Source organism: Xenorhabdus anantnagensis (assembly GCF_028598555.1).
GTDB classification, from domain to species: Bacteria; Pseudomonadota; Gammaproteobacteria; order Enterobacterales; family Enterobacteriaceae; genus Xenorhabdus; species Xenorhabdus anantnagensis.
The window spans coordinates 99600-125004 of record NZ_JAQRFN010000002.1; the positions used below are offsets into that span (position 1 = coordinate 99600).

Below are 25405 nucleotides of genomic sequence, written 5' to 3' on the forward strand. Positions count from 1 at the left end.
AGCCACCCTGCAACCATAAATAATATTGTCTAACAGAAAACTGAGTCAAAATTTATGCCATTTACTCTTGGTCAACGCTGGATAAGCGACACAGAAAGCGAACTTGGATTAGGAACGGTCGTGGCGCTTGATGCGCGCATGGTGACGTTGCTCTTCCCTGCCAGCGGAGAAAACCGCCTTTACGCACGCAATGATTCACCCATCACCCGCGTTATGTTTAATGTGAGCGATACCGTGACCAGTCACGAGGGCTGGAAACTCAGGATCGATGATGTCCAGCAAGAAAATGGCCTGCTGATCTATGTCGGTACTCGTCTGGACACTGAAGAAGAAAATACCTGCTTGCGGGAAGTTTTTCTGGATAGCAAGCTGACGTTTAACAAACCACAGGATCGCCTGTTTGCGGGGCAAATTGATCGCATGGATCGCTTTGCTTTGCGTTTTCGCGCCCGTAAACACCAAAGTGAGCAGTTCCGTCTGGCTGAAAGTGGGCTGCGTGGTATTCGCGCCAGTTTGATTCCTCACCAATTACACATTGCCAATGAAGTGGGCAAGCGTCACGCCCCTCGTGTATTGCTGGCGGATGAAGTTGGTCTGGGTAAAACCATTGAAGCCGGTATGATTATCCATCAGCAATTGATGGCTGGACGGGCGGAACGTGTGTTAGTCATTGTGCCTGAAAGCCTGCAACACCAATGGCTGGTAGAAATGCTGCGCCGTTTCAATCTGCGTTTTTCGCTGTTTGATGATGGCCGATACAGCGAAGCACTTCATGACAGTGATAATCCATTCGAAACCGAGCAGATGATTATCTGTTCCCTGGATTTTGTTCGCCGCAATAAGCAACGTTTTGAACATATTCTGGAAGCGAGTTGGGATTTGATGGTGGTAGATGAAGCTCACCATCTGGCATGGAGCGAAAAATCCCCAAGCCGCGAATATCAAGTTATCGAACAATTGGCAGAACAAATCCCTTCCGTCTTGCTGTTGACAGCAACTCCGGAGCAATTGGGACAAGAAAGCCACTTTGCCCGCCTGCGCCTGCTCGACCAAAATCGTTTCCACGATTATCAGGCTTTTATTGATGAACAACAGCAATACCGCCCTGTCGCAGATGCTGTCACACTGCTGTTATCCGGTGAAATACTGAACAATGATCAGCAAAATGCAATCGGTGACCTGATCAGTGAGCAGGATATTGAACCTATGCTGAAAGCAGCAAACAGCCATCAGGATGAAGAGAGTGAAAATGCCCGCCGCGAACTGATCACCATGCTGATGGATCGCCACGGCACCAGCCGACTGCTTTTCCGTAATACCCGTGGTGGTGTAAAAGGCTTCCCACATCGTGAATTGCATGAGATCAAGTTACCATTGCCATCCCAATATCAGACGGCAATCAAGGTTTCTGAAATCATGGGAGCCAAAAAGACGGTGGAGATGCGCGCCAAAGATATGCTCTATCCTGAGCGGATCTATCAGGAATTCGAAGGGGAAAATGCCACATGGTGGAATTTCGATCCCCGCGTAGAATGGCTGATGGGTTTCTTGATGGCAAACCGCGATGAGAAAGTGTTGGTGATTTGTGCCAAGGCAGAAACTGCGCTGCAACTGGAGCAAGTTTTGCGTGAGCGCGAAGGTATCCGCAGTGCCGTGTTCCACGAAGGTTTGTCCTTGCTGGAGCGTGACCGTGCCGCCGCTTACTTTGCTTCTGAAGAAGAAGGTGCGCAAGTGTTGCTCTGTTCTGAAATTGGCTCAGAAGGACGTAACTTCCAGTTTGCCAACCAACTTGTCATGTTTGATTTGCCATTCAATCCTGATTTGCTGGAACAGCGCATCGGTCGTCTGGATCGCATCGGTCAAAGCCGCGATATCAAAATCAGTGTGCCTTATCTGGAAAATACTGCGCAATCCATTCTTCTGCGTTGGTATCACGAAGGTCTGGATGCCTTTGAGCATACTTGTCCTACAGGTCGCCCCATCTATGACAAATATTATGAAATTCTGCTGAATTTCCTTGCCAAACCCAATGAGCAAACCGGATTCTGTGAATTTATTGCGGAATGCCGCAAGCATCATGAGGCGCTCAAACAACAATTGGAGCAAGGACGTGACCGTCTGCTGGAGATGAACTCCAACGGTGGCGAGCGAGGCCAGGAACTGGCAGAAAAGATTGCTGCACAGGATAACGATACCGATCTGGTGAATTTTGCCCTGAATCTGTTCGATATCATTGGTATCAATCAGGAAGATCGCTGCGACAATATTATTGCCCTGCATCCATCCGATCATATGCTGGTGCCTGATTTCCCCGGGTTACCAAAAGATGGCTGCTCCATTACGTTTGACCGTGAAAAAGCATTGTCCCGCGAAGATACTCAATTCCTGAGCTGGGAACACCCAATCATTCGCAATGGACTGGATTTAGTCCTGTCCGGGGATACGGGAAGCTGTGCCGTTTCCATTCTGAAAAACAAGGCACTGCCAGTCGGTACACTGTTGGTTGAGTTGATTTACGTTGTTGAAGCCCAAGCGCCGAAGCACCTGCAATTGACCCGTTTCTTGCCGCCAACGCCAGTGCGCCTCTTGTTGGATCTGAAAGGAACCAATCTGGCTTCTCAGGTCGAGTTTGAAAGCTTCAACCGCCAGCTGAACGCCATCAACCGTCACAACGCCAGCAAGTTGGTTAATGCGGTACAGAAAGAAGTTCATGCTATTTTGCAACAATCTGAGCCTCTGATTGAAGAGCAAGCGCGTGTGTTGATTGAGAAGGCGAAGAAAGAAGCAGATGAAGTACTGTCGGCTGAATTGTCACGTCTGGAAGCCCTGAAAGCGGTTAACCCGAATATCCGTGATGATGAGCTGGAATCGATTGAATCTGAGCATAAAAATCTACTGCTCAATCTTGATCAGGCTAATTGGCGTCTGGATGCTATTCGTTTGGTGGTCGTTTCTCACCAATAAGTTTCTCACCAATACAATGATTTCCCGTGAATAACGTGAATAATATGAACAAATAGCGATTAATCGCTAGCCAATCTAAATTCAGGGGCTTTCTCCGTAAGATGCCCCTGACATTCAACTTTTTCCGACCCATTGGAGCCACTATGCTGGAGTCTTATAATCCCCCGACAGATCCTTGGTTATATGTGCTGTATCAGGATGAGCACATTATGGTTGTTAATAAACCCAGTGGATTACTTTCTGTGCCGGGTAAAGCAGAAGAGCACAAGGACAGTATCATGACGCGGATAAAAGCTGAATTTCCTACAGCCGAATCAGTTCATCGATTGGATATGGCCACCAGCGGTATCATGGTCGTTGCTCTGACTAAAGCAGCCGAGCGTGAGTTGAAACGCCAGTTCCGTGAACGTGAACCGAAAAAAGTCTATATCGCACGGGTATGGGGAAAAATGGAGCAGGAAAAAGGATTGGTGGATTTACCCTTGATCTGCGACTGGCCGAATCGCCCGAAACAAAAAGTCTGTTTTGAAACGGGCAAGTCAGCACAAACTGAGTATCAGGTACTGGAATATGAAGCTCAGGCAACCCGTGTCCGATTGGCACCAATCACAGGACGCTCTCATCAGCTGCGGGTACATATGCTGGCACTTGGCAATCCCATTCTGGGAGATAAGTTCTATGCTCATACGCAGGCAAGAGAACTGGCACCTCGCCTGCAATTACATGCCCAAGCGCTATTCATTACTCATCCGGCTCATGGTACGCCAATGCATTTTGAGTGCAAAGCCGAGTTTTGATAAATGCTTTTTTCTGATTTTTTTGTCTAAATTTTGTTTGAATAAGTTTTGCTTAGATAAGTTTTGTTTAAATAAGAGCTACTTAAAGCCCTTCTCTTTTTTAATCAAATCGTAAGCCGACTGGATGGATTGTGCCTTCTGTTTCGCAAGTTCCATCATTTCTGGTGGCAAGCCTTTTGCCACCAGTTTATCGGGATGATGCTCACTCATCAGTTTTCGATAAGCTCGCTTAATGGTTGTCGCATCATCCTGCTTATTGACGCCCAATACTTTACAAGCATCTTCCAATGTCGCACGCTGCGGCCTATGACCTTGATAATGCCCATGTTGCCGGGATTGCCCACCAAAATCATGCCCATCAAAATGACGTCCCCCTTCCATCATGGCAAGGAATTGTTCAAATTGGATACGGGAAATGCCTAACTCTTCGGCGATGACAAACAGAACCGTTCTTTCATTGGGATGCAGTTCGCCATCAGCAAACGCAGCTTGTAACTGAATTTCCAGAAACATTCGAATCAGGTCAAAACGACCGAAGCAAGCACGGCGCAATTGTCTTAATGTTTCACGCAAAGGAAATTGAGACTGTTTACCTTCACGAAATGCCTGCTGTGCGGAAAGCCGTGCCTCACCATGCAGCTGCATTCTGTTCATCAGTTGGGTGGCAAGCTGGATATCCGTTTCTGTTACCCGACCTTTTGCTTTGGTCAAGTGCCCCAATACTTGAAACGTACTGCGGAAAAACAGTGCCTGTCGGGTTGGACTTTTAGTGGTCTCTCCCAATTTTTTCGCCCTGACTTTGTCGAGTACATGACCAAGCAATAAGCCGATCACAATCCCCCAAAAACCAGTACCAGACGCAATCCCAAATATCAATCCGAATAATTTTCCCCAATACTGCATATAGTCTTCAATTCCCCAATGCCCTGAACGCAATTTTGCATTATCATACTATTCATTAAGCTCTGTGCCTAACAGCAAGATTAGCAAAGTTAAACTTTACTCTGGCGCATATATCTCAACTACGTTAGTCTCTGAGCGTTTGCCGGCACGATGCCACTGATGACGGAACCGCATAAACATCTATGAATAAATGTTATCCTACGCTGCTGGCCACAATGGTATGGGCAGCTCTTTATAGTCAGCAAGCTCATGCTGACCTTGCAGCACAATGTATGCTGGGTGTACCTGTCTACGATAAGCCGATTATCACAGGCGATCCTAATAAAATGCCGATTAACATTAAATCCAATGATACTCACGGTGAATATCCCAATGTGGTTGAGTTCATTGGCAATGTTGATATCCAACAGGGAAATAAAACGCTGATAGCCGATAAAGTCCGGCTCGAACAAACACAAGATAAAGAACCTGTTCGCACTGTTACCGCAGTAGGTAATGTCCATTATGATGATCCTCAAATCATTTTGAAGGGACCACGTGCCTGGGCTAATCTGAATAATAAAGATACCGACGTGGAACAAGGCAATTACCAGATGGTTGGTCGTCAAGGGCGTGGCAGCGCAGACAAAATGATGCTGCGTAATGAAAACCGCTACACTATTCTGAATAATGGAATTTTCACTTCTTGTCTTCCCGGCAATGATAGCTGGAGTGTCGTTGGTTCCGAAGTCATCCTTGACCGTGAAGAAGAAGTGGCTGAAATCTGGAATGCCCGTTTCCGCATTGCCAATGTACCTGTGTTTTACAGCCCCTACTTGCAGTTGCCGATCGGTGACAAACGCCGTTCTGGTTTTTTGATCCCCAATGCCAGTTTTTCCAATAAAGACGGCTTCCAGTTCCTGCTTCCATATTATTGGAACATTGCACCCAATTATGATGCCACGATTACCCCGCATCTCATCACTATGCGCGGTTTGAAACTGGATAATGAATTTCGTTACTTAACCAAAGCGGGCGCAGGGACTGTTGCGCTGGATTGGATTGGTCGTGATCGTCTGTATGAAAAGGATAAAAGGCTCAATATCAGGCCTGAGCGGGATAGCAGCAACCGCTGGTTGTTCTACTGGAATCACAGTGGTGTCCTGAATCAGGTTTGGCGTTTCAGTGCTGATTATACTAAAGTCAGTGATCCGAACTATTTCGGTGACTTCAGCTCACAATACGGTTCCAGTACCGATGGCTACGCTACCCAGAAATTCAGCGTGGGCTATGCCCAACAAAACTGGAATGCCACACTGACAACCAAACAGTTCCAGATCTTTACCCCGAGTGAAAGCAAAAAAGCTTACCGGGCTGAGCCTCAGTTGGATTTCAATTATTATAAGAATGATCTGGGGCCATTTGATTTTCATACTTATTCCCAAGTAGCGAGATTTACCAGTGTTGGTAATCAGTGGCCAAATGCAACCCGTTTGCATCTGGAGCCTGCCATTAACTTACCTCTCTCTAATGGCTGGGCGAGCATCAATAATGAATTTAAATTGATGGCAACTCATTACCAACAGGATATTTCTGATGCAGTTAAAAAAAATGCACAAACTGCTTCATTGGAAAATTCGGTAAACCGTGTTCTGCCAGTGTTTAAATCAGATGCGAAGATGGTGTTTGAACGCGCCATGTATTTTAATCAAAATTACACTCAAACACTGGAGCCACGCGTTCAATATCTCTATGTGCCTTATAAGAATCAGAATAACATTAACAATTTCGACTCTTCTCTGCTGCAAGCGGACTATAACGGATTATTCCGTGACCGCTTCTATAGTGGCTTAGACCGCGTATCATCTGCCAATCAATTTACTACGGGTATGACTACCCGCGTTTATGATGAAAATTTAGTTGAACGTTTTAGCCTGTCCGTAGGTCAAATCTACTACTTTGAACGCCCACGAACCGAAGATACTGAGTCTATTTCAGGTGGTAAGGATATCATCGGAAATAAAAAGGGAACGGGGGCCACAACATGGGCTGGCGATGCGCACTGGAGAATCAATGATTCCTGGGGCCTCAAAGGCGGGCTGCAATATGATAATCGTCTGGGCAGTTTAACTATGGGTAATGCCGTAGTGGAGTACCGCCGTGATGCTGATCGTATGTTGCAGTTGAACTATCGTTTTGTTGACCGCGATTATATTCAAGCCACGCTAAAGCAAGGCACCCCCGCTTATCAGCAGGGTATTTCTCAGGTTGGTATGGTGGCAAGCTGGCCATTGTCAGATCGTTGGGCATTTGTCGGGGCTTACTACTACGATACCAAAGAGAAACAGCCTGCAAACCAGATGGTAGGTCTGCAATACAACACTTGCTGCTGGGCGGTTAATGTGGGTTATGAACGCAAAATCGTTAACTGGCGCTTCGGCAGCAGCCAATATGACAATAAATGGTCATTCAATGTTGAACTTCGTGGCTTAAGTAACAATCATAGTTTGGGGAGTCAGAAAATGTTGCAGCAAGGTATTCTTCCTTACCAACGCGCATTCTGATACCGATAAACGCAATGTAAACAAAATAACCCCGCCAAGGCGGGATTGATATGATGGGAAATGTATGAAGAACTGGAGATCGCTCATTCTCGGATTGATGTTTTCAGTAAACTCTGTCGCAATGGCCGCTCCACAAGAGCTCAATAAGGTGGCTGCTATTGTTAACAATGATGTCGTACTGGAAAGTGACGTCAATAACCTTTTACAATCCGTTAAACTCAATGCGAAACATGCAGGCCAGCAAGTACCGGATGAGCAAGCCTTGCGTCACCAGATCCTCGAGCGCCTGATTATGGATGACATCATTCTGCAAATGGCAAATCGGATGCAGATTACTATCCCTGATCAAGCCTTAGACTCTGCGCTCACAAATATTGCCGCCCAAAACCACTTGAGCCTTGCCCAGTTGAAACAAAATCTGAGCGCCGATGGTATTAGCTTTGATACCTACCGTAACCAGATCCGCAAGGAAATGATTATTGCAGAAGTACGCAATAATGAAGTACGCAGCCGAATCAATATCCTGCCACAGGAAATTGATTCGCTGGCGAACCAAATCGGCAGCCAAAATAGTCAGGACACTGAGTTAAACATCAGCCATATCTTGATACCTCTACCGGAAAACCCAAGTCAGGAACAGGTAGAAAAAGCAGAAACCAAAGTCAAAAAAATATTGTCTGAACTCAATAATGGCGTGGATTTCGGCAAATTGGCACTGACCTATTCCGGCGATACCCAAGCCCTGAAAGGCGGAAATATGGGTTGGAGCAAACTACAAGAATTGCCATCTTTGTTTGCAGCACAGCTCCAATCTGCACATAAGGGACAAATTGTTGGCCCGATTCGTTCCGGCGTGGGTTTTCACATTCTGAAAGTGAATGATACCCGTGGTGACCAGATGCCAATCGCAGTCACTGAAGTAGATGCCCGCCATATTTTGCTGAAAATATCACCGGTCATGAACGATGAACAGGCGCGTAACAAATTGATGCAACTCAGAGAAGAGATCTTAAGTGGCAAAATCTCATTTGAAAAAGCCGCAAAAGAGTACTCTCAAGATCCCGGTTCAGCCATGCGCGGTGGAGAGCTGGGTTGGAATTTGCCGAGTGCTTACGACCCTGCTTTCCGTGATACGTTGATGCAGTTGCAAAAAGGTGAAATCAGCCAGCCTGTTCACTCCTCTTTCGGGTGGCATTTAATTCAACTGATTAATAGCCGTAAGGTCGACAGAACAGATGCAGCGCATAAAGATCGTGCTTACCGTCTACTGTTAAACCGTAAATTCAATGAAGAGGCACAAAGCTGGATGCAAGAATTACGCGCCTCTGCTTATGTGAAAATTTTAGATGGTAGCGATGCTCAACAATAAACCCATCATTATTACCCCCGGCGAACCAGCCGGGGTTGGCCCTGACTTAGTCATTGCCCTTGCTCAAAAAGAGTGGCCCGTCCAATTGGTTGTCTGTGCCGATCCAGAGCTGATGCTCTCCCGGGCCAAGCAACTAAATTTACCTCTACAACTGCAAACTTATTCTCCTGAACACATTTCTTCATCACAAGCCGCCGGAACCCTGACCATCCTGCCCGTTCATCTTCAATCCCCTACTATTGCAGGGGAGTTAAACCGAGAAAACGGTACTTATGTCACGGAAACCTTAGCAAAAGCCTGCGATGGTTGTCTGAATGGCGAGTTTTCAGCATTGGTGACAGGGCCTGTACATAAGGGCGTCATTAATGATGCGGGAGTGCCTTTTACCGGACATACTGAGTTTTTTGCTGACCACAGCCAATGCTCAAGAGTGGTCATGATGTTGGCGACAGAAGAGCTACGGGTAGCACTGGCAACAACACATCTGCCGATTCTGGATGTCCCCAAAGCGATCACGTTTGAGTCCCTAAGGGAAGTTGTCACCATTCTCAATCATGATCTAAAAACCAAATTTGGTATCCCCCGCCCCCACATCTATGTTTGTGGCCTGAATCCTCATGCTGGTGAAGGAGGACATATGGGACATGAAGAAATAGATGTTATCATTCCGGCCTTAGACAGTCTGAGAGCAGAAGGCATATGGTTGGAAGGTCCATTGCCTGCGGATACTCTGTTCCAGCCCAAATATTTGGATAATGCTGATGCAGTGCTTTCAATGTATCACGATCAAGGGCTACCCGTGTTAAAATACCAAGGTTTTGGCAGGGCAGTGAATATTACTCTGGGTCTGCCATTTATCCGAACTTCTGTCGATCATGGCACAGCACTGGAGCTGGCAGGGACAGGTCAAGCTGATGTGGGTAGTTTTATCACCGCATTAAATCTAGCAATTAAAATGATACAAAACAGTAATGAATAACAAAGTCCATCAAGGGCATCATGCCCGTAAACGTTTCGGGCAAAACTTTTTAACCGATCAGTTTACCATTGAGAGTATTGTCGATGCGATAAACCCACAGGCAGGCCAAGCCGTAGTGGAAATCGGCCCAGGTCTGGGAGCGCTGACTGAACCAGTTGGTGAACGCATGGATAAAATGACTGTCGTCGAGCTTGACCGTGATCTGGCGGCTCGCTTGCATGTCCATCCCAAATTGAAAGATAAGCTGACAATCATTCAACAAGATGCAATGACTGTTGATTTTAGCCAGATTGCCAAAGAGCGTGGTCAATCCCTGCGTGTGTTTGGTAATTTACCTTATAACATTTCTACACCGTTGATGTTCCATCTCTTCAGCTATACTGATGCTATCGCTGATATGAGCTTTATGTTACAGAAAGAAGTCGTGAATCGTCTTGTCGCAGGGCCTGGCAGTAAAACTTACGGGCGTTTAAGTGTAATGGCACAATACTACTGTCAGGTAATTCCTGTTCTTGAAGTACCACCTACGGCATTTACACCAGCGCCGAAAGTGGACTCTGCCGTTGTGCGTTTGATCCCACATAAGTGCATCCCTTATCCGGTTCAAGACATTCGCATATTAGCCCGGATCACAACTCAGGCATTTAACCAACGGAGAAAAACTATCCGCAATAGCCTTGGGAATACTTTCTCCGTTGAACAGTTATCTGAACTGGGCGTTGACCCAAGCACGCGGGCTGAAAACATCTCTGTCGAGCAATACTGTAAAATGGCAAACTGGTTATCATCTCAACCTACAACTGCCTAACTAAGTCAATAAACAGACATTGCAGTAACAGGAGGCATTTATGCTCAATGAACCAAGAATTCATATTCAAGTACAAAGTACTTACGTAGAAAGTCAATCACAGCCGGAACAACAACGTTTTGTGTTTGCTTATACCATATTAATTCGTAATCTTGGGCATTCTCCCGTGCAACTGATTAGCCGTTACTGGCTCATTACCAACAGTGATGGTCACCGAATCGAAATTCAGGGTGAAGGGGTTGTGGGAAAACAACCTTTGATCCCACCGGGAGCAGAATACCGCTACAGCAGTGGCACTATTTTGGAAACTCCTTTAGGTACTATGGAAGGCTACTATGAAATGATTGATCACAATGGTCGTCCGTTTCGAGCTCCCATTCCTGTGTTCCGTCTGGCTATTCCAACACTGATAAATTAATTATGGCTACCTATCTTATTGGCGATATTCACGGTTGTTATCGTGAATTTCGCGCTTTATTAGAACAAGTTGATTTTAATCCCAATAAAGACACCTTATGGTTGACAGGTGATCTCGTCGCCCGTGGCCCTGATTCATTGGCAGTACTACGTTATATCAAACAACTCGGCTCCGCAGTTAAATTGGTACTGGGCAATCACGATCTGCACTTGTTGGCGGTTTACGCGAAAATCAGCCGCAATAAACCGAAAGATTTGCTGGATGAATTACTCACGGCGCCAGATATTGATGAATTAATAAATTGGTTGAGAAAACAGCCAATGTTGCAAATTGATGACGAATTAAAACTCATCATGACACATGCCGGGCTTACCCCGCAGTGGGATTTAGAAACAGCCAAAATATGTACCCGTGAGGTGGAAGCCATTCTTCGTAGTGACAGCTATCCCTTGTTTCTCAATGCAATGTATGGGGATATGCCAAATAATTGGACTCCAGAGTTAAGTGGTCTTGCTCGATTGCGTTACAGTACCAATGCCTTGACCCGGATGCGTTACTGTTTTCCAAATGGTCAATTGGATATGATCTGCAAATCCAAACCTGAAAGTGCCCCTGCTCCATTGAAACCTTGGTTCGAATTACCACGCCGTATTCCTGAAGACTATTCCATTGCCTTTGGTCACTGGGCCGCACTGGAAGGTCAAGGTGTACCTGCTGGCATCTACGCTTTGGATACGGGGTGTTGTTGGGGAGGTAAATTGACCATGCTTCGTTGGGAAGATAAGCAGTATTTCAGTCAGGATTCATTGCTCGCTAAATTATAAATTCAGCGGATTATAATCCTGACCGGTGATCCCCCGGAAGGAACTGTCATGCCGGAGTGCCTCAAGGCACTCCGCACGTAAAATTAGCTCACTCTCGACGTTCTAGAATTTCAAAACAATAGCTGTGTGAATTGTTTTCATCTGCATCATGATATTCAGTAAAAACTGAATTCCACTCATCAGGTTCATAATCAGGAAAATGCGTGTCGCCAATCACTTCTGCATCAATATGGGTCAGATACATACGGTTGACCAAAGGAATAAACTGCTCGTAAATTTTTCCTCCGCCCATCACCATAACTTCTTCGGCATCACCAGCGGCTGCCAAAGCAGCTTCGATAGAGTTTACCCAAGTGACCCGATCATCACTTGCAGGTTGTCTACTGATCACGATATTCAAGCGCCCCGGCAAAGGGCGGCCAATCGACTCATAAGTCACTCGCCCCATCACAACCGGCTTTCCGAGTGTCTTGTTTTTGAACCAGGCTAAATCACCCGGTAAAGTCCATGGCATGGTGTTCTCCATACCGATAACTCGATCCATAGCCATCGCAGCAATCAAGCTGATAATCATTAAATCACCTTACAGCCAAGTAGTATGAAAATTTCGGACACTATACGGAAAGGGTTACTTTCAGTCGATAAGATTAGTAGTTTATTCCATACAAATAGTTAGTTTGTACACTAATTGTTAAACAATCCATTGTTTTACAAAATATTACTTAACAAATTGGTGAAAAAATAACGCCCTTACTCAATTTCACAGAATATTTATCTGAAAAGTGAGTAATCTGACGGGGCATGGGGTTGAAGTCCAACGGTACGGAAACATACGCTAAGCGGTATCAAAGAAAGTTTTCAATTACATTTAAATGTGATGATCAATACGTTTTCATTAATATGAAATGTAATCTTATGCTTTATTATGGCGTAATATTCTTTAGATTGAAATAATATTTTTCTTATGATATAAATTTTTTATTATATTTAGTTACGTCATTTCAGCCAGTAGCAATAATTCAATCTTGATGCTTATCGCATTATTATACACACTCATTGCTTCGGCATATAGAATATAACCATTTAAAACTATCAATTAAAAAAATTTCAACCTCATTTTTAATACATAGTGTATATTGTTTTAATTTAGCTTTAATATATTTATCACGGATCATAATTGAAAACATTTAAAATATCATCAAGCCAATAAAAATTAATGATTAGCTGATAACAAAAAGTAATTTGAATTAATTAAACAAAAAAGACAACTTATATATATTGCTATTTTTTTAAAAATCACACTTAATTTAAAAATAAATATAAAAAGGGTTAATCCTCAACAAAACCATATCTACCAAAATATATCAGGAGGTTCAGAAATAGTGATTCCAATCAATTATAAATAGAATAAATAATTTAGATTTAGATAACCCAAGAGATTTTAACAAGCACGTTTAATAATATAAATTATAGGTGTCATTGAAATTGAAAACTCAATCCATCTTGAGCCATCTATTAACGTTGAGAAATTAGGGATAATCACATGAAAAAAATAATCTTACTCCTTCAGTTTTTTTTAATTGGATTTTTTGTCTCTGTTGTTCATGCTCAATCAAATCATGATCTCTATGGTTACAACATTGCAAAAGAAATAACAGACAATTATTTTCACACTCCCAAGGATTGTGGTGATGATGCTTCTCCCGCATTTTTATGCTCTGGCGTTTTACTGAGAGGAACTGTTGCTTCGGATAATTATCATTCTTGGAACCCAAGTCCACATTCTCAGGAAAGTGGAGGAGTTTCATTTTCCTATTTAAGACATGATGCTAAAGTCATTGAATTAGCTGATGATTACAAAAATGGTTTTATTTTTTATCCGTATAATACAAACCCCATTGATAATAAAATTAGCCCCGAAGTTCTTTGCTACTTTCCTATTAATGGAGATACATTCTACAGAAGCGAAAAAGGCTGTGGGTCTTACATTGGAAACTCTCAAAGTGTTCCTTGCCAAGAACAGGGAATTACTACCGCCCAACAGTGGGTGCAACAATATTATAACGTCTCTCAAAATAACTTATACCAATGTGGTTTTAATGTTAGGGGACAGGCAGATGCATTTATGCAAGGAATTGAGGTGCGATCACTGATCAATTTATCCTTAAATAACGAATTAATCTTAGCCACGTGGGATCAAAATATCCCTGAAAAATTACCTATCAGCGCCTTTTTCTATCGTATTGGAGGATTACAAGACGCACAGCATGATCAAAAAGATTTTTATCAAGTAACCGGAAAAGTAATCCCTATTATACTAATGAATTTACCCTCTGATGACAGTGGAAGTGCTATTTTTTCCTATAACCCAGAAGATCAAGCCGTTACTCCTTAAAATCAATACCTAAAATTTATGAAAGACTCATGTTCTTCGTTATGATATCCAGATCGGAAACAAAAAATAATTATATCTATCCGTATTTTTATAAAACAAACGTCTTTAATTAATACACCTGAGATTAACCTTTTTTACCAAAAAGTAGGGACATAAAAACTTAAACTTAAACTTAAACTTAAACTTAAACTAATCAAGAGGTAATCAATGAAAAAATTAGATAAAATAACACTTCCCTCCCCTCAATTCCCGCAGGCAAATGGAACTGATACCATCAACATTCACGATATTCGTGAAATGGGGAATAAATACCTATTAATGTCAGTGGGTAAATATAAAGACGAAGAGGTTGGCGATGAAATAAATGGCTATCTTTGGTTAAGTGATGATGGTTCAAAAGAGAATAATACTGTTTGCCTAAAATCTTTACCATATTATATTACGCCGGATAAAGAGACTGATTCACCATACTATTTACTCTTCCTTGTGGATGAAGTTTCTCAGTATGGAACATACCAGGCTCAATATAAAATAATCAGTCACGGGAATGAACGCGATTCACCAATAGTAAATATAAATCTTGTGTTCCAAGATTCATCCAGTTTATCTGACTATATTCCCAATGTTCCTGAAGCTACAGGTGAACAAGGATCATTACTGACAAAAAATGACTATTATCGGTTAGATAGATTGCAAGTGGATGTGCCGATTTATGAAGGGATGGCGCTTGGGCAAAGTGTCAAGGTGCTATGGCAGGGACGTCGTAAAAATTATATATACTCAACGCCAACTCAAATAGTCAATGAAGTCAAGCCGATGAGATTCACTATTCCTCGTATGGAGTTTATTGACACTATTGGTGATACAGCAAAAGTGAAGTTTACAGTGGAAAGAGTACCCAGCACGGGCATTGAGTATTCAGGGATTTTACACCTAGGGATTGAAGGACAAGATCTTAATTTACCCGTACCAACTCTTGACTACAACAATGGTTCTATTCAAGTCGTGATACGGTATCCTGATATGACAGTAGAGCAAACTGTAGAAATCCGTTTAGTGGGTAAAACAATGGTGCAAACTCCCTATCAACCCGTTGATAATGTACAGCAAATGCTTATAGATATTCCGTATGATTGGGTACAAGAAAATCGCGGACATCTTGTATTGATTGATTACGCTGTAGGTAGTATGTCAGGGATGGAATATCGCTTCTCTCGCGTATTAAGACAAATTTTATAAAAAATTATAAAGGTGAGTCGACAGGCTATTTTATTTTAAGTCAGGGCTGCGGCAGGAATTTCCGTGTACTATTCTACTGTACGTTTCAGTTTCTGCGCGCAGTCCGTAAGAGTGGCCAAAATAACTGACACATTGCGATTAGCCAAATCAGAATACGAAATTATTCTCTAAACAATAAATTATTAAAAATAGTTATCAACTGATAACTATTTTTAATAACGCAAAATAGAAATATTCAGCTAGCCTAATAAGATGAATAAACTAGTGTCATTAGATACATAGGGAAATAGAAATCTAGATTTATACTAAAATCTCTGAGGTGCTTAATATATGTCAAAATATATTAGTAAAGTCATTGTCTTATGTTCTTTATTTTATACCTTATTGATAGCTTCTACAATGACGAGCGCTTTTTCTGATGGAAACCCCTTGAATTCCAGCATCAATAAAGAAGCGCGTTTAAAAGAAAATAATGACACCTCAGAGTCTGATGCACCGAATGTGATCGCCAAAAATATTCAAACCATAGGCAATATCTTATCATCTTCTCCTTCGGATCTAGCAGAACAAGCTAAATCCTATGCTTTAGGTAAATTCAACAGCACAGTCTCTTCTGAAACTCAAAAATGGTTATCACAGTTTGGTACTGCCAGAATTAACTTAGGTCTGGATAAAAAGGGAACGCTAGAAAATAACTCACTCGATCTATTACTGCCACTTTATGACAATAAAGCAGACTGGCTGCTCTTTTCCCAATTGGGTTATCGTAACAAAGACAGTCGCAATACCATTAACGTCGGTTTAGGTGGACGTTATTTTTATCAAAACTGGATGTATGGCCTGAATACTTTTTATGATCATGACCTGACAGGGAAAAACCAGCGCTTTGGACTGGGCGGAGAAATATGGGGAGACTACATTAAACTTTCTGCTAATACCTATTATCGTTTAAATAATTGGCAGAACTCCCGTAATTTTGCAGGTTATTATGAACGCCCTGCCAACGGTTATGACATTAATGGAGAGTTTTTCTTACCCGCTTACCCCAATCTGGGAGCTAAACTGACCTATGAGCAGTATTTTGGCGATAACGTTACCTTATTCAATCGTGACACGAAACAGAAAAACCCCAACTTGGCTAAATTGGGGCTGACTTACACCCCAGTCCCACTATTTACTCTGGGCGTGGATTATAAACAAGGGGGAAGCGGGCACAGCGAAACACAGTTTTTGGCGAATTTTAACTATAAACTGGGAGTTCCCTTGAGCGTGCAGTTATCGCCAGAAAATGTGGCGGCGGCGAGGACATTAACAGGTAGCCGTTATGATCTGGTAGAAAGAAATAATCATATTGTGCTTGAGCACCAGAAAAAACCGATTGCGCAATTGTCGTTACCGGAAACCATCATCGGGTACAGTCAGGAGCAGCACGATATTACAGTCAATTTATCTTCTAATAATTCAGTTAAACAGATTCATTGGGCAACGAACGAATACTTTGAAAAGCATTCTGGAAAACTCTCTTCTCATGTCGGTAATACAATAAAAATAACCCTGCCAAAATATTTATCTAGCGATAACCAAAATAACAATTACCCTATTTATGCTTTTGCTGAATTGGAAAATAACCAAAAATCAGCACCTGTTGAAATGCGCGTGATTGTCAGGCCGTTTATGTTGAAAAAACGGGAAGGGGCCAATTTTATTCCAATGGGGCCATTGCCTGCGACGGGGGATAAAGAGGATGGATACATTTTTAACCCTGTAATTACCTTTGATACGATTAATGGTACACCAATAAAAAACACTACCATTAATCACGTTCAGTGGATAACTGATCCCAAAACAGGTCCGGAGTCTGGATTGCAGTTTATTGATTGGGAAAAATCAGATTCTGTTGCAATTGATGAGAATGGGCATTTCAAACATAAACCCATCTTAATTAGTACTCAGTCACATAAAGATGTCAAAGTATACCTGAAACTGGACGGGCAACCTCCACATTTAGTGGGCGAAGTCAGTTTTGATGAAAAACCTGCCAGTTTTCATGTTGATAAAGTTAAGGTTTCACCGCAAGTACCGTCACTCGTAGCCGATGGTACTCAAACCTACACTTACACTGCGGTAGTTCTGGATAGTAATAATAAGCCAATGAAAAACCAGAAAATTACTAATGTGAATTGGAGTAAAGATAAGAGTGAAGACGGACTGATTTGGAACCCGAAAAATGGCGAAGTTACGACTGATGGCGAAGGAAAATTAACGGCAACATTGGCCAGTAAGGTGGAAATAAGAGATATCACAGTTTCACTCGCTATTGGCAATCAAAAAATTGTATCGGCAGAACAGCCAGTGTCCTTTACTGCGGATACCAAAGATTATCATATTAGTGGGGATATTCAGGTCAACCCACCAGAGACGTTAACTGCGGATGGTCAACAAAAATATACCTATACGGCCATTATTGTGGGAAGTGATGGAAAACCCGTTAAGAATAAAAATATGACTAATACGAAATGGAAGATAGATTATCCAAACAATACTGATGGACTTAATCTAAATCAATCAGATATGACAACAGATAGCGATGGTAAATTAAAAGCAACTTTAACCAGTACTAAGACACTCAATGGGATTATAGTTTCACTCACGGTTGGAAGCCACAAGTCCGTTCAAGCAAAGCGGGCAGTAGATTTCAACCCGGAACAGATGTCGGCAATAACAGTGACACCATCAAGCCCTATACTGGTGAATAAATCTTATACTCTGACAGTCAGCGTTAAGGATTCTACGGGTAAGAATCCAGAGCTTAATAAGGAAGTTAATTGGTCCATAAAAGATACAAGCCAAAAAGGTCTAACACTTAATCCAGCAAGCAGCAAAGTCAATGCTAGCGGAGAAGCGACCACAACATTGACCAGTACTCAGGCTCAAACGGTGACGGTGGAGGCTTCTGCAGAAGGAGTTGAAACACCGAAGTCTGTGGATGTGGAATTCAGATGGCCAAAAATCCAGAAACCAACAGTGGCCGAAAAAAATGGAACAGTTCCTGCGGATGGAGATAAAAATCCGCAACACGCTTATCACTATACTGCATATGTGTTTAGTGCTAATGGTACAACACCTTATAAAGAGCAAGATATTAAATTTAAGTGGCGATTAAAATCTCAGGCGGGTGGTGGTGATCCGAAAAATACCTGGCTATCAGAGTCAGGGGAAGTTACTACTAAACCTGATGGCACATTAACAGTTCAACTACTTAGCAGCCAGAAAAACCCTGTAGTGACAGGCGCAATCGTGTGTCTTGCTGCTGTTGATGAAAAGTCTGTTGAGATCCCTGAAACAGAACAATGTGCTGAACCTGTGGATTTTGAAGCGGAAACTTTAAAGATAGTAAGTCTTGATGTTGTGTTTGACCCTAACCATCCCATAAAGGGTGGCAGTAATGAACATTATACCTATACTGCAAAAATTGTTAAGGCTGACAGCCCTAATACAGCGCTACCTGACGGGTATAAGATAGATGCTAAATGGGTTCTAGATCCTGCCCCTGAAATCTATAAAGGTCAGGATGAATGGGAAATTAAAAGTGACAATATAGTAAGAAATGGTCAAATTACGGCTACACTAAGCAGTCAGGTTGGTATTGGTGATATTAATAATAGTCAAGTAACTGACGGTCTGACAGTAAAATTAGAAGTACCAGCTGGGAGGGGAAAAACGACTTCTAGTTCGGCAAATCAACAAGTTGCTTTTGTTCCCCCTACTTGGCAAGCCGGGCTTCATGTATTCAGTGATAAAAATAAAATAGGGAAAATATTCAAAGAGCAGAATAGGCCTTATAATGCATTTCAGAATCTGATGGGAGAGTTAGTGGATTTGTTTACAGAAAAACCGATTGTTCAGGGTAAAGATAAATTCTCTATAACAAAAGGTAATATTTCTATGATTGGTAAATTAGACCCTAAAGGCGTAATCGCTTTTTATAATACGGGAGAAGTAGATTTGGAAATGACGATTACAAAGTCTAATAAGGCCAAGTATAAATATAAATATAATTATAATATAAGAAAATTCTACTACATTGACTCTAATTTTCTTGATCCTATTAAAACGGATTCTAGTGCAGGCTGTACTATAGGTAATGTTAGCGAGAATTTGTTGAGGATTGTTAATACAGATGATTTAGAAAGCACACAAAATGGAAATATTCCATTAAAAGGGGAGTTTCCACATAGCTTCTTATGGGGAATATTAGATCCTAATAGTTATGGAATATCAGTAATTGTTCCAATTTATACTAATACTCAGACAAAATATTTGTATGATCTAAAGATTGATCAGCCTGTTAGTGATAATAATACATCAGGATATTTATTATGTGTTCAGGATAGCCCTCCCTAAAAAATGAAATTTTCATAAGTAGAACGTTCTCATAACCTTAACAGGGGCGAGATTCTACTTTGTAGAAAAATAATCATTACGCAGATATTGATAATTTTGCACATTTAATGCGATTTTATTGATAGGTTTGATAACCTTAATGAATCAGAGGAAGAATCAAATATTATTAAAAAATCAAATTTTACTGATCGTTGGAACTTCGCTATTTTGAAAAAATTTGAAGCAAAAATACTCTGTTCTTGAACTTTGTAGTGAGAATGGTATAAGTAGTGTTAATTTCTATAAATAGCGTGTCAAATATTGTTGTATAGATGATTTTTATGTCGAACAGCATTAAGTGGTTTGAATTATAGATTAAGCATCTTCAATAGGATATTTTTTTGAAATTAAATTATCTATGTCAATAACAATAATTTAATATATACAATAATTTTTCAATGTGATTACTTTTTTTCATTAGTTTTCATTCGAGAGTTATAAATATTATATTAACACTGATGCTGTGATAAATAGACATTAGTATAATGTATTAATAATACTTAAATTGCATATTTAGATGTGACATTTTTTAGATTATTTTATAAGGAAATGATATGAACATAAAAAAAGAAGTGCTGAAAAGCGGATCAACTATCCCTTCAACTAATTATCCTATTAAGATATCACTTGAGGATGGTTCTACTGTTCTCAATGGTCAGTCCATTTATTTAGAAATAACTATTAAAGCGGATCCATCAACCCTGCGTGATATATCTAAAATTAAAATAGAAGGTGCATCAAATTCTATTCATCACATTATATACACACCATTTTATAAGGTGATTACAGCTACAGAAAACTATGGTGTTTCTATACTGTTACTAACGGTGGAGAATAATAATTCTCTTACAGAAATTCCTTTTAAAGTCGTGGCTTATAAAGAAAATGGACAACAGGTAAATAATGTTGATCCTTTACCGGTTTCATATAAAGTGCATAAAAATCCTCCGCAAGAAATAATTACATTAAAAACTGAAAATGAATTCATAAAACTACCGGATACTAATAATCCAATAACTGGAAAAAAAAGTATCTACAATATATATGAAGGTGTGGTTAGTGATATCCATAATAATCCGATAAAGAAAGCTCAAGTTATTATCTCAACGCAACGAGATCAGTTATCTCCTGGATCTGAGATAATAAATATAACTCATGAGCCAGAAGTAAGTGGTGTTAACCCTATTACTCCTATCACTCCTATAGGAAAAGGTGATCACCGATATTTCATCACTTTAAATAGTGATGAAAATGGTAAGATAAAATTTCGTGCATATCCTCAAAAAGGTAAACCAGCAAGAATTGATTTTTTAGCATCAATACAAAATTTAACAAGAGATACATATACAACATCAATGTGTATTTTTCCTGATAACTCTCATGATCGCCAATTAGATAATCCTTTTATAAATGAAATGGAGGAAGGTGGAATACTCAAAAAACTATTTGGAAGAACTCATTTTAATGTAGAAATTAATCCATATGATGATGCTTACGGAACAGATGTTCTTGCATTTTTTACTGAATATGATGGAACAGACAAAAAAACATTACTGTCTCCTACATATAGAACTGGAGATATAGATAAAATAGAAGACATACCTTTTCCTTTCACATATGATCAATTAGAGCCTAATAAACTCGGTGGGTTATACTATATGGTGATATCCCAAGAAGGGGAGCCTAGATATTCCCAATCTTTGAATGTAAAGTATATTCAGGATGAAGATTCTCCAGATGGAAATAAAAACGAGGTTTATGATAAAGTTACTGTATATTCTACTTATGCGGACCTTCCAATCAAACCTAGTGATATAAATGGCACAGTTTCTAAATCATCTGCCGTAATTTTTGACCTAATAAGTCAAGGTCTTGTTTTCGGTGAGGATAAGAATAATAGCAATAGTGCAGGATTATATGTGTTGATAGAAGCTGCAGGTAATTCTACCATAGAAAACTTACCACAGCCTAATCAGAGTGGTAAAGTGAGGGTGAGTATAAAATCTTCCAAGGGTCTTGTATCTAAAGAGTATGATTTTGATTTAAAAAACCTAAAACAAGATGGGAAGGTTAAATACCAAGTGGTTACTATTCCATTCTGTTTCCTTAAAGGAATATTACCTATAGATGGTTATAATCCTTCAAGATTATATATTGATTACTATATAATAAAAGATGCAGAAACTGGAGAGAAAATATATAGTAAAATTTGGGAGGTTGATATTAACACTATGGATCCAAATGAATATGATGATGATGACTATTATGGATGCTCGTCTTAATTTATAGATAAATACGGATAGAAATTAATTATATATTAATATTTTCAGTGCCATATATTCCAAGTCAATATTATGGCTTGGAATATCATCAAGAATAAAAGTTAAACTAGTTTAAAGATGCAAGTTTTAATTCTTTAAAGTTGTTCTTAATACAATATCCACTTCGTACAGTATCATACATTAGTTAAATGGATTATTTTTTATTGATATCAGATGTATTTTCATATTGGTTAACATGTCTAATTTGAGTTATATATCAGGTGCCTTTAATGATGATGGGTATATATGTTTAACTAAACTATTATGGATTCAAAGGTGAAAAAATGAATATTAAAAATAATATAATAAAATTATCAGAATCCTGCTTGCCAGGAAAACTTTGTGTATCTATACCAGATAGTTCAGATATTATTATTGGACAATCTGTTTATCTGACAGTAACACTTGTAGCAAACCAAAATGTGATTGAAGATATTAAGGATATTTCAATAAAAAGTGATCCAACGGTAGTTGAAGTAATACGTCATGTGAAGTGGACGCCCACAAAAAATAAAACTGGAGGAAGTGCGATATTTTTGTTGAATGTTAATGGTAATATTTTACCAGGAAAATTAATAAACTATAATGTTCATGCGATTTCAAATTCAGGTTTAGATATTCAAGAGGTGACACCACTGAACATTACCTATACGGCAAAGCAATTTAGTTTTGATAAAACTATTTCGCTTGACTATGGTAAAAAAAACTATATGGTGACACCAATCAGTGATAATAATATTGATGATCCTAATAGTGAATATGCCTTGATTAGTTCAACAATTACTGGGGATGATGGTAACCCTTTGAAAAATGTTGCCGTGACTATTTCCTCTTCCCAACCCAAGAAATTAAATCTAGTTGTTTTTGCTACAGATGATAAATCACCTCAACCTATTGAGGTTCAATCCTATCACGAGATTGATGTTATTACTGTCTATTCTGATTCAGAAGGAAAAGTTAGATTTCGTATCTATCCAATAAAATATACACAAGTCAGACTTAATTTGACAACGGCAATACTTAATGTTACTGGATTTACTCAAGCTTATACTCTGTATGTCATTAATTCTCCTCATAATAGCCCATTTGAACTCGGTAGCCCAACGATACAAGAAATGGAAGAAAATAATATAATTAAACAAGATTCGACTTCTTCGAAATATTTTCATGTCCAAATACCTTCTTATCAACCTATTTATGCTACAGATGGAATTCTGTTTTTTATAAGAAGTAGCTTACATGATAAACCAAAGTTACTTGAACCTATATATAAGGTTAATAATGTTAATGAATTGCCAAGTAAAGCTTTTAGCTTGTCATACAGTGACTTACCTATTAACGAACGAGTTGAATTTTATTATCTTATTTCTTCAGTAGAAGGTGAAGTCAGGAAATCTTACCCAATTACAGTAAAATATGTTGGTAATGACTCATCTAACGACGAGGTTTACGATAAAGTTAAAATCTATACCAGCTATGCAACACTTCCCATTGATGTATATAGTGAAAAAAATGAAACTTTTGAGTGGCATGGCATCATCCTAAGCATGATAAATCGTAACAGAAAGCCTGGTCAAAGCGCTAAAGGAGTGACTGGGCTATATGTGGTGATTATGGGAACCAATGATCAAAATAATAAAAATTTACCACAACTCGGTAGCACGGGATATTTGAATATATATGTCAAAACACCGACATCCAGAAATACTCATAAAAATTATCAGTTCTCGTTACCATCCAGTGTCGATTCGGGAAAACAAACAGGTCATGTTGTCGTTAATATTCCATACTGTGACATTAACCGAGCCGGACCTTCATTCTCCAAAGGATTAGGAACACTTTCTTTCGATTATTATATTGAAAATAGTGATGGCTCTAAAACGTATAGTAAAAAATGGACTGCCAAAATTAATACTGTATTACCAAATCAGCCTCATGATGATAATGATGGGTGTGATCCTTTATAAAGGTACTGAAAATATTTTATATTCTTAAATGAAGTTCTCTTTCTATAGAAGTGGTCAGAAAAAATCACAAATCAATCGTTAATTATTATATTGTGAGATTATAATAATATAAAAAATAAGGCAACGATATGAAAAATAATTTTTCAATAGATGAAAATTCAATTTCAATATATTTTGAAAAAGACTTTTTCCAAATCTTAGAGCATGATGTCTTACCACCTGATGGTGACTGTATTAAGGCCATTGCTTTAGTCAGGGACAAAGAAGGAACACCCTTGCCAAATGTTTCAGTTGCTATTATTGAAAAAGAACACGCTTATTTTGACCATGTCAATATTTATCATTCTGATAAAGAAACCCCTGTCAGAATTCAAAAAATCGTTTCTAATCTGAATACTTTTATCATTACTTCAAATAATAATGGAGAATTAATATTCTACGTTTACCCTAAAAAATTAACACCACTAATATTTCAAGTTGACTCTATGGTGATAAATGTTACAGGACGTATATCATCAAAGAATAAGATATATATCATAGATAATAACAAAGAAGATTTAACTCTTCCTCCACCTGACATACTCGGAGATGACGGAAAATTATGGGTGAATCCCAGCTCAAATTTCTTTACGCTTTTGATTCAAGATTATCCTGATGCTAAAATAAATGACACTATACTATTTTTCATTGATAATAAATACGTGAATAAATTCTTTGTTGTTGAAGATATTAGTGCATTAGAAAATAGTTATATGACTTTTCCTTATAACCTTCTTACAAAAAATAAATCTGTTAATTTTTCTTATACTATTGTGAATAATATAGGCTTGACCCGTTCTTCAACTCCCAAAAGTATAACATATTCTGGCGGAGCATATAATCAACCAACCGCTAACTTAGAAAGAACATATGACAGTTGTATAGTTTATAGCAGTGATGGCGATAGTGATGATAAAAACATGGTCAATACTTCAATTGTTGAAAAAGATATAGCGCACAGATGTAAAAACTCTCACCACGAAGGATTATTTGTTAAAATAATAGGAACCAGTGATCATAAAGATAAAACAAAAGTTCCATTTGGTGCTGAAGTGATATTAAATTTATATGTTAATAATTATCCAAATACAGTTTATCAGTCTAAGCTTAAGTTAATGCCATCTCAACCTGATAGCCATGATAGTAATACAGCAACATTACTGTTTGGTATTCCTTTTAATTATGTTGGGCATATAGATAATGGCGAGATTTATTTTGACTTTCAGGTTAATTACTATGGGGATATTTCTTATGGTCAAATTTGGCAAGCCAGCCTTCATACAGTACGGCCAGGAGGAGAGCTTCCGGGGGATGCTTGCCCTGATGGTGTAACTTGGTCTGGTATATGGTGACCCAATTTTTCGATATTTAATCATAATATACTCATATGACACTA

General features: G+C 39.7%; 16 protein-coding genes. 14 read left to right on the forward strand and 2 right to left on the reverse strand.

The genetic code is table 11. The annotated features are described in order from the left end of the window. Positions 1 to 54 precede the first annotated feature (54 nt). Both rapA and rluA read left to right on the forward strand, forming a co-directional pair. Positions 55 to 2964 (forward strand): RNA polymerase-associated protein RapA, encoded by a 2910-nt coding sequence (gene rapA, locus PSI14_RS02080; RefSeq protein ID WP_273574182.1) that lies wholly within the window; start codon positions 55 to 57, stop codon positions 2962 to 2964. A 143-nt stretch (positions 2965 to 3107) separates the two neighbouring features. Then, positions 3108 to 3761 carry a bifunctional tRNA pseudouridine(32) synthase/23S rRNA pseudouridine(746) synthase RluA gene (rluA, locus tag PSI14_RS02085; RefSeq protein ID WP_273574183.1) on the forward strand — a complete coding sequence of 218 codons (654 nt, stop codon included), beginning with the start codon at positions 3108 to 3110 and terminating at the stop codon, positions 3759 to 3761. A 78-nt stretch (positions 3762 to 3839) separates the two neighbouring features. On the opposite strand, the gene djlA is transcribed toward rluA, so the two are convergent. Next, positions 3840 to 4664 (reverse strand): co-chaperone DjlA, encoded by an 825-nt coding sequence (gene djlA, locus PSI14_RS02090; RefSeq protein ID WP_273574353.1) that lies wholly within the window; start codon positions 4662 to 4664, stop codon positions 3840 to 3842. A gap of 182 nt (positions 4665 to 4846) precedes the next feature. Here djlA and lptD point away from each other — a divergent pair, with 182 nt between their 5' ends. The 6 genes from lptD to apaH all read left to right on the forward strand — a co-directional run bounded on the left by lptD (position 4847) and on the right by apaH (position 11605). Continuing rightward, a complete protein-coding gene (gene lptD / locus PSI14_RS02095) occupies positions 4847 to 7207 on the forward strand; it encodes an LPS assembly protein LptD (RefSeq protein WP_273574184.1) in 2361 nt (786 codons plus the stop codon). 64 nt (positions 7208 to 7271) lie between these two features. After that, the gene (gene surA, locus PSI14_RS02100; protein ID WP_273574185.1) at positions 7272 to 8576 is read left to right on the forward strand and encodes a peptidylprolyl isomerase SurA; all 1305 of its coding nucleotides are present in this window, start codon (positions 7272 to 7274) and stop codon (positions 8574 to 8576) included. Then, entirely contained in the window at positions 8554 to 9555 is a 1002-nt protein-coding gene (gene pdxA / locus PSI14_RS02105) for a 4-hydroxythreonine-4-phosphate dehydrogenase PdxA (protein WP_273574186.1), read from the forward strand. The genes surA and pdxA overlap by 23 nt, the downstream gene beginning before the upstream one ends. Then, the gene (gene rsmA, locus PSI14_RS02110; protein ID WP_273574187.1) at positions 9548 to 10363 is read left to right on the forward strand and encodes a 16S rRNA (adenine(1518)-N(6)/adenine(1519)-N(6))-dimethyltransferase RsmA; all 816 of its coding nucleotides are present in this window, start codon (positions 9548 to 9550) and stop codon (positions 10361 to 10363) included. The genes pdxA and rsmA overlap by 8 nt, the downstream gene beginning before the upstream one ends. Positions 10364 to 10403: 40 nt before the next feature. After that, positions 10404 to 10781, forward strand: coding sequence for a Co2+/Mg2+ efflux facilitator ApaG/CorD (gene apaG, locus PSI14_RS02115; protein WP_273574188.1), 378 nt, complete (start codon positions 10404 to 10406; stop codon positions 10779 to 10781). A gap of 2 nt (positions 10782 to 10783) precedes the next feature. Further along, positions 10784 to 11605, forward strand: coding sequence for a bis(5'-nucleosyl)-tetraphosphatase (symmetrical) ApaH (gene apaH, locus PSI14_RS02120; protein WP_273574189.1), 822 nt, complete (start codon positions 10784 to 10786; stop codon positions 11603 to 11605). 88 nt (positions 11606 to 11693) lie between these two features. On the opposite strand, the gene folA is transcribed toward apaH, so the two are convergent. Then, entirely contained in the window at positions 11694 to 12179 is a 486-nt protein-coding gene (gene folA, locus PSI14_RS02125) for a type 3 dihydrofolate reductase (protein WP_273574190.1), read from the reverse strand. Positions 12180 to 13148: 969 nt separating this feature from the next. Here folA and PSI14_RS02130 point away from each other — a divergent pair. The 6 genes from PSI14_RS02130 (at position 13149) to PSI14_RS02155 (ending at position 25361) form a co-directional block, all read left to right on the forward strand. Beyond that, a complete protein-coding gene (locus tag PSI14_RS02130) occupies positions 13149 to 14000 on the forward strand; it encodes an N-acyl homoserine lactonase (protein ID WP_273574191.1) in 852 nt (283 codons plus the stop codon). Between the two features lie 207 nt (positions 14001 to 14207). After that, positions 14208 to 15239: a hypothetical protein gene (locus tag PSI14_RS02135; RefSeq protein ID WP_273574192.1), complete on the forward strand. Its 1032-nt coding sequence runs from the start codon at positions 14208 to 14210 to the stop codon at positions 15237 to 15239. Between the two features lie 330 nt (positions 15240 to 15569). Further along, positions 15570 to 19643, forward strand: coding sequence for an inverse autotransporter beta domain-containing protein (locus PSI14_RS02140; protein ID WP_273574193.1), 4074 nt, complete (start codon positions 15570 to 15572; stop codon positions 19641 to 19643). 593 nt (positions 19644 to 20236) lie between these two features. Next, a complete protein-coding gene (locus tag PSI14_RS02145) occupies positions 20237 to 21964 on the forward strand; it encodes a hypothetical protein (protein ID WP_273574194.1) in 1728 nt (575 codons plus the stop codon). A gap of 323 nt (positions 21965 to 22287) precedes the next feature. Next, positions 22288 to 23970: a hypothetical protein gene (locus tag PSI14_RS02150; RefSeq protein ID WP_273574195.1), complete on the forward strand. Its 1683-nt coding sequence runs from the start codon at positions 22288 to 22290 to the stop codon at positions 23968 to 23970. A gap of 128 nt (positions 23971 to 24098) precedes the next feature. Then, entirely contained in the window at positions 24099 to 25361 is a 1263-nt protein-coding gene (locus PSI14_RS02155) for a hypothetical protein (RefSeq protein WP_273574196.1), read from the forward strand. The last annotated feature ends 44 nt before the right edge of the window (positions 25362 to 25405 follow it).